We start from the raw sequence: 5,689 nt of genomic DNA, 5'->3' as shown, positions 1-5,689 counted from the left end.
GACCTGTGGTTCGACCGAAACCATCATCGGCAACTGGTTCGCCAAAAATCCTTCGGCACGCAACAAGCTGGTGCTTGCTACCAAGGTAGCCGGACCTTCGCGCGGCATGCCCTGGGTGCGTGAAGGTAGCGGCATGACGGCCCAAGACATTCTGGCTTCGTGCGATGCCAGCCTGAAGCGGCTGAAGACCGACGTGATCGACCTCTACCAGATTCACTGGCCCGAACGCCACGTGCCGGCGTTTGGCGCGCTGTATTACAACCCTGCGCAAGAGCGCTCGGCCACGCCGATCCATGAGCAGCTCGAGGCACTCGGTGCTTTGGTGAAAGCCGGGAAGGTGCGTTTTATCGGGCTTTCCAACGAAACCCCGTATGGCGTGCACGAGTTTGTGCGCCTGGCCGAGCAGCATGGCCTGCCGCGTGTGGCCACCGTGCAGAACCCTTATTGCCTCGTCAACCGTACGGTGGAAAACGGCCTGGACGAAACCATGCACCGCCTGGGTGTCTCGCTGCTGGCCTATTCGCCCCTGGGCTTCGGGTTGCTCACAGGCAAATACGACCAGTCCGGCACTGAAGGCCCGGCCGCACCCAAGGATGCGCGCATTGCCAAATTCGAGTCGGTGCGCAAACAGCGTTGGGGCCGCCCCGAGGCACTGGCCGCCGCCCGGCGCTACAACGCGCTGGCGCGTGACAACAAGCTGACCCCGACCCAGCTGGCGCTGGCGTTCTGCTACACCAAGTGGCATGTGGCCAGCACCATCATCGGCGTGACCTCGGTTGCGCAGTTGGATGAAGATTTGGATGCCTGGGGCACCAAGTTGTCCGCTGAAGTGCTTGCCGAAATTGACAAAATCCGATGGGAGCTGCGGGACCCCGCGCTCTAGAAATGACTCTCCCCCGAAGCGCCTTCGGCGCCTCCCCCCAGGGGGCGCCATCTGCGGCCCGGCAAAGCCGGTTCCGCGCTGGCCTGCGAACAGAGGTACCGCAGTGAGCAAGAAGGGCCACGTCAGTGAGACGCCGGCTACCGCTCTGCTCAAGGCCAACAAGGTCGGCTTCACTGAGCACCCTTACGAATATCTTGAGCACGGCGGCGCTCAGCATAGCGCCGAGGTGCTGGGCTTTGATCCCTTTACTGTCGTCAAGACACTGGTCATGCAGGACCAGGACGCCAAACCCTTGCTGGTGCTGATGCATGGCAACCGCAAGGTTTCCACCAAAAACCTGGCGCGGCAGATCGGCGCCAAGTCGGTCGAACCGTGCAAGCCTGAAGTCGCCAACCGCCACAGCGGCTACCTGGTCGGTGGCACATCGCCTTTCGGCACGCGCAAGGCGATGCCTGTGTATATCGAGGAAAGCATCCTGGCCCTGCCCAAAATCGCCATCAACGGCGGGCGGCGCGGCTACCTGATTGGTATTGACCCGCAGGTTTGTGTCACCTTGCTGGGTGCAAAATCAGTCAACTGTGCATTGGAACCTGTTTAATGCCTTTTTGGAGATCGCATTGGCGTGCAATCGGGATGAGTGGATGCTTCGGATGCGCCGCATAGGCTGGAGCCTATGCAAGCTGCCGGGGCGTCCAATCGCCCGATTTCACGCCAACCCTTCGGGCAAGTGCCTTTTCGGGCGATCTGCGGCGTTGCGGCGCTTGCCCATAGCTGGGCTATGGGCTGCACACCGCGCCTTGCATCCCATCCCGAAAAGGTACTTGTGCGACTCCAAAAAGACATTGAACAGGTTCTCAGCATCGACAACGCAGCGGGCCACGGCTGAAATGCCGGTGGCCACCACATAACAAGGGAGATGAATTTGGACTACGTGTATTCTGCCGGCGCGACTTTGCTGGCCTACCTGATCGGCTCGCTGTCGTTTGCCGTCATCGTCAGCCGGGTGATGGGTTTGAGCGACCCCCGCAGCTACGGCAGCAARAACCCCGGCGCCACCAACGTGCTGCGTTCCGGCAGCAAGGCCGCGGCGGCCATCACGCTGCTGCTGGACGGCCTCAAGGGTTGGGTGCCTGTGGTGCTTGTCAAGTGGTTTGGCGGTGACTATGGCCTCGGCGAAGGAACAATGGCTGCCGTCGGGCTGGCGGCTTTCCTGGGGCACCTCTATCCGGTGTTTTTTCAGTTCAAGGGCGGCAAGGGTGTCGCGACGGCGGCGGGCGTGTTGCTGGGCGTCAGCTGGGTGTTGGGTGTTGCCACGCTGGCAACCTGGGTGATCGTCGCCTTCTTTTCGCGCTATTCCTCACTGGCATCACTGGTGGCGGCCGTTTTTTCGCCGCTGTATTACCTGTTTGGCGACCGGGCCGCCTGGTATGTCGACAAGAACCTGCTGGCCATGATGGTCGTTGTCAGTGCGCTCCTGATCTATCGCCACCGCGAGAACATCAACAAGCTGATCAAGGGAACCGAGTCGAAGCTGGGTGGTTCAAAACAGGCCACCAAATAGCCCGGCCGGCAACGCACCGCGAAGGGCTAATAACGCTTGTCCAGCGTCATGAGGTTGTTGTCGCGCTTCATCTGAAAACGCGATAAAAAACTGTTGCCCAGCAGCAGAAAAGGCATCGGTTGCGGTATGACGACGGCATCCACGTCAAAGACCTCCACGTCACCCACACGTACCGAGTTGAGCTTGACCCGGTAGCCTTGCGTGGTGCCGTTGGCTGTGGACATGCGCACAGGCTGCCCGTCTTTGTAGTTAATGCCAGAGCGCTCCGCATCCGACGCGCTCATGGCAATGCTGGTCGCACCGGTGTCAACCATGAACTGCACGGCCTTTCCGTTGATCTGCCCGGCCGTCATGAAATGACCGCCGCCGCTTTCAGTGATGGTGATGCGCGTGCCCCGACCGGCTGAGGCAGTGCTACCGCCCGAGTTCACCGGCGCATCGCCCACCCGCAGTGTGTGCCGCTTGCCGGACTGCTCGATGACAGCCTGATCGCTGGTGGTGGAAATAATCTTTACGCCCTGGTGTGTTTCACCGGGCGCGACGCTCTTGGGTGAACCGCCGTTGACCACCAGCAGGGCCTTGGTGCCCATCATGCCGGCCAGCGCCACGGATTGGCCTTCGCTCTGCGCCTGTGCGGCGCCGTGCAGCAGCAAAGACGCGGACAGCAAAAATGCTGCTTGGGTGAGGGCAGGCAGAAGGTTCATGGCAGACCTAGTCGCGGCGGTTGTCAAAAGTAAGCGGAAAGTCCTTCATCTCGGACAGGATCAGCGCCATGGCGGCCTGCAGGTCGTCGCGCTTGGCGCCCGTGACGCGGACTTTTTCTTCCTGGATGGCGGCCTGCACCTTGAGTTTGCTGGCCTTGATGGCGGCCTGGATCTTCTTGGCGGTTTCGGTGTCGATGCCATTGCGGACCTTGTTGGTCTGCTTGACCTTGTCGCCGCCGATTTTCTCAATCTTGCCGGTGTCCAGAAAGCGTACGTCAACGCCTGCCTTGGCGAGCTTGGAGCGCAGGATGTCATTGATCTGGTCGATCTGGAAGTCGCCGTCGCCGACGAGGATGATGTCCTTGTCCTTCAGCTCGATGGAGGCCGAGGTGCCCTTGAAGTCAAAGCGATTGCCGACTTCCTTGCCGGTGTTTTCCACGGCGTTTTTGACCTTGACCAGATCGGCTTCAAGAACGGTGTCGAAAGAGGGCATGGTGCAAGTCTTTTTTACGGGGGTTGGAGTGAGACAATCACCCGGATGTTAGTCGAGAAAAACGTTCCACTCCAGCATTCCAACACCTTTGGCATCGTCGCGAAGGCACTCAGCCTGGTGCGGGTGACAAAGGAGGCCGATATTGCCGCAGCTTTGCAGGATCCGGCCCTGAAGGCCTCCCCCAAGTTTGTGCTGGGCGGCGGAAGCAATATCGTGCTGACCGGAGACGTCAAGCCGCTGGTGCTCAAGGTCGAAATCATGGGTAAACGGTTGCTCAGGGAAGACGCCAAGGCCTGGATTATTGAGGCCGGTGCCGGTGAAAACTGGCACGACCTCGTCACCTGGACGCTGCAAAACGGCTACCCGGGCCTTGAAAACCTGGCATTAATTCCCGGAACGGTCGGTGCATCACCAGTACAGAACATCGGCGCCTATGGCGTGGAGCTGCAAGACCGCTTTGAGTCGCTCGACGCCATCGACTTGACGACAGGCCAGCCATTTACCCTGAATGCCGCGCAATGCGCGTTTGGCTACCGTGATTCTGTGTTCAAGCACAGCAGTTCGGCACCGGAGTCGGCCGCCCATGGTTTTGGGCTGGAAGGCAAGGCGTTCATCACGCGCGTGCGGTTTGCCCTTCCCAAGGCGTGGAAACCGGTGCTGGGCTATGCCGACATCGACAAAAAAATGGCGCAATCCGGCATCCAGACGCCCGACGCCCAGCAAATTTACGACTGGATCTGCGAAATCCGCAAAGCCAAGCTGCCTGATCCGCAGGTGATCGGCAACGCCGGCAGCTTTTTCAAGAACCCGACCGTCTCGCCCGAGCAGTGCGCCGACATCATCCAGCGGGAGCCCAAAATCGTTCACTACCACCTCGCCGATGGCACGGTCAAACTGGCCGCCGGATGGCTCATTGACGCCTGCGGCTGGAAGGGCAAGACCATCGGCAATGCCGGTGTCTATGAAAAACAGGCACTCGTGCTGGTCAACCGCGGCGGCACAGCCGACCCGGTCACGGGCGGCGAGGTCATGACGCTGGCCAAGGCCATCCAGACCAGTGTGTACGAACGCTTTGGCATCCTGCTGGAGCCTGAACCGGTGGTCGTCTGATGGCGACCGCCGCAAAGGTCTACACCGGGCCAGACATCGCGCTCTGGCGCCGCCTGGTGCTGCGCCATGCGCGGCAGCTTGCGATCGTGCTGACCGTCCTCTGGGTGGTGCTGATGATGGCCGGCGAGGCCGGATGGCGCAAACCGACGGGGCTGGCAACCGGAATGTTCGGGCTGGTCGCGGCCATGGTGGTGCTGGCCGTGTGGGCAGGCCGCGAACGCGAGCGCCTGGTGCGCGAGGCGCCGCTGCCGCAGTTCCTCAAGCGCAAGCTGCGTGACACCTATCCGCACCTGAGCGCCAAAGACACCGAGCTGGTCGAGCGCGGGCTGCGGCAGTTTTTCCTGGCCTGCGTGCGCAGCAAGGGCAAGTTTGTGGCCATGCCCTCACGCGTGGTCGACAGCATGTGGCACGAATTCATCCTGCACACGCGCGCCTACCGCGAGTGGTGCGACCTCGTGCTGGGCCGTTTCATGGACCATGTACCGGCTGAAGTGCTGGGCCGCCGCGCTTCCAGCAACGACGGCCTGCGGCGCGCGTGGTACTGGGCCTGCCGCGACGAAGCCATCAAGCCGCGCTCGCCCAGCCGCCTGCCGCTGCTCTTTGCCCTGGACGCGAAGCTGGCGATCCCCAACGGCTTTCATTACCTGCCCGACTGCAGCCAGCCTCAGCGTGACGATGGAACAGGCGGTTCAGCGGGCGCTTATTGCGGCGAAAGCTTTTCCGACGGCAGCTACAGCGGCGACGCGGACGGGTTCGGCGGATCCGAGGGCAGTAGTGACGGTGACGGAGGCAGTGATGGCGGTAGCGACGGTGGTGGATGCGGCGGAGGTTGCGGCGGAGGTGGGGATTAGCACGTGGCCGAGGGTTGAAAGGCCAACGAAAAAGCCGCCTGAAGGCGGCTTTTTGACGTTTGCTATGTTTTTAATAGCTGCTTGCGC

Annotated in this window: 7 protein-coding genes; 5 read left to right on the top strand and 2 right to left on the bottom strand. The window is 61.5% G+C overall.

All coding sequences use genetic code 11. The features are described 5' to 3' along the window. The 3 genes from AC1D1X_RS13940 to plsY all read left to right on the top strand — a co-directional run. Nucleotides 1–883: aldo/keto reductase (locus tag AC1D1X_RS13940; protein WP_477698478.1), on the top strand; the 883-nt coding region annotated here is incomplete at its 5' end. Nucleotides 884–986: 103 nt separating this feature from the next. Then, nucleotides 987–1,481 carry an aminoacyl-tRNA deacylase gene (locus AC1D1X_RS13935; RefSeq protein WP_477668083.1) on the top strand — a complete coding sequence of 165 codons (495 nt, stop codon included), beginning with the start codon at nucleotides 987–989 and terminating at the stop codon, nucleotides 1,479–1,481. Between the two features lie 324 nt (nucleotides 1,482–1,805). Continuing rightward, the gene (plsY, locus tag AC1D1X_RS13930) at nucleotides 1,806–2,444 is read left to right on the top strand and encodes a glycerol-3-phosphate 1-O-acyltransferase PlsY (RefSeq protein ID WP_457280957.1); all 639 of its coding nucleotides are present in this window, start codon (nucleotides 1,806–1,808) and stop codon (nucleotides 2,442–2,444) included. A gap of 26 nt (nucleotides 2,445–2,470) precedes the next feature. Here plsY and AC1D1X_RS13925 read toward each other — a convergent pair whose 3' ends face one another. Together AC1D1X_RS13925 and AC1D1X_RS13920 are read right to left on the bottom strand one after the other, a co-directional pair. Continuing rightward, complete coding sequence (locus AC1D1X_RS13925; protein WP_477668082.1) at nucleotides 2,471–3,148, bottom strand: retropepsin-like aspartic protease family protein; 678 nt, start codon at nucleotides 3,146–3,148, stop codon at nucleotides 2,471–2,473. 7 nt (nucleotides 3,149–3,155) lie between these two features. Next, nucleotides 3,156–3,641 (bottom strand): YajQ family cyclic di-GMP-binding protein, encoded by a 486-nt coding sequence (locus AC1D1X_RS13920; protein ID WP_477668081.1) that lies wholly within the window; start codon nucleotides 3,639–3,641, stop codon nucleotides 3,156–3,158. A 45-nt stretch (nucleotides 3,642–3,686) separates the two neighbouring features. Here AC1D1X_RS13920 and murB point away from each other — a divergent pair, with 45 nt between their 5' ends. Next, entirely contained in the window at nucleotides 3,687–4,751 is a 1,065-nt protein-coding gene (gene murB, locus AC1D1X_RS13915; RefSeq protein ID WP_477668080.1) for a UDP-N-acetylmuramate dehydrogenase, read from the top strand. Then, a complete protein-coding gene (locus tag AC1D1X_RS13910; RefSeq protein WP_477668079.1) occupies nucleotides 4,751–5,602 on the top strand; it encodes a glycine-rich domain-containing protein in 852 nt (283 codons plus the stop codon). The genes murB and AC1D1X_RS13910 overlap by 1 nt, the downstream gene beginning before the upstream one ends. The last annotated feature ends 87 nt before the right edge of the window (nucleotides 5,603–5,689 follow it).

It is taken from the genome of Polaromonas sp. P1_G4, assembly GCF_056405475.1.
The sequence above is the reverse complement of the archived record's forward strand: the minus strand, read 5'-3'. Positions and strand labels throughout refer to the sequence as shown.

Excerpts from the sequence above, each read along its gene's own strand:
- AC1D1X_RS13925 (WP_477668082.1), bottom strand. The coding sequence starts at position 3,148 with ATGAACCTTCTGCCTGCCCTCACCCAAGCAGCATTTTTGCTGTCCGCG.
- AC1D1X_RS13920 (WP_477668081.1), bottom strand. The coding sequence starts at position 3,641 with ATGCCCTCTTTCGACACCGTTCTTGAAGCCGATCTGGTCAAGGTCAAA.
- murB (WP_477668080.1), top strand. The coding sequence starts at position 3,687 with ATGTTAGTCGAGAAAAACGTTCCACTCCAGCATTCCAACACCTTTGGC.
- AC1D1X_RS13910 (WP_477668079.1), top strand. The coding sequence starts at position 4,751 with ATGGCGACCGCCGCAAAGGTCTACACCGGGCCAGACATCGCGCTCTGG.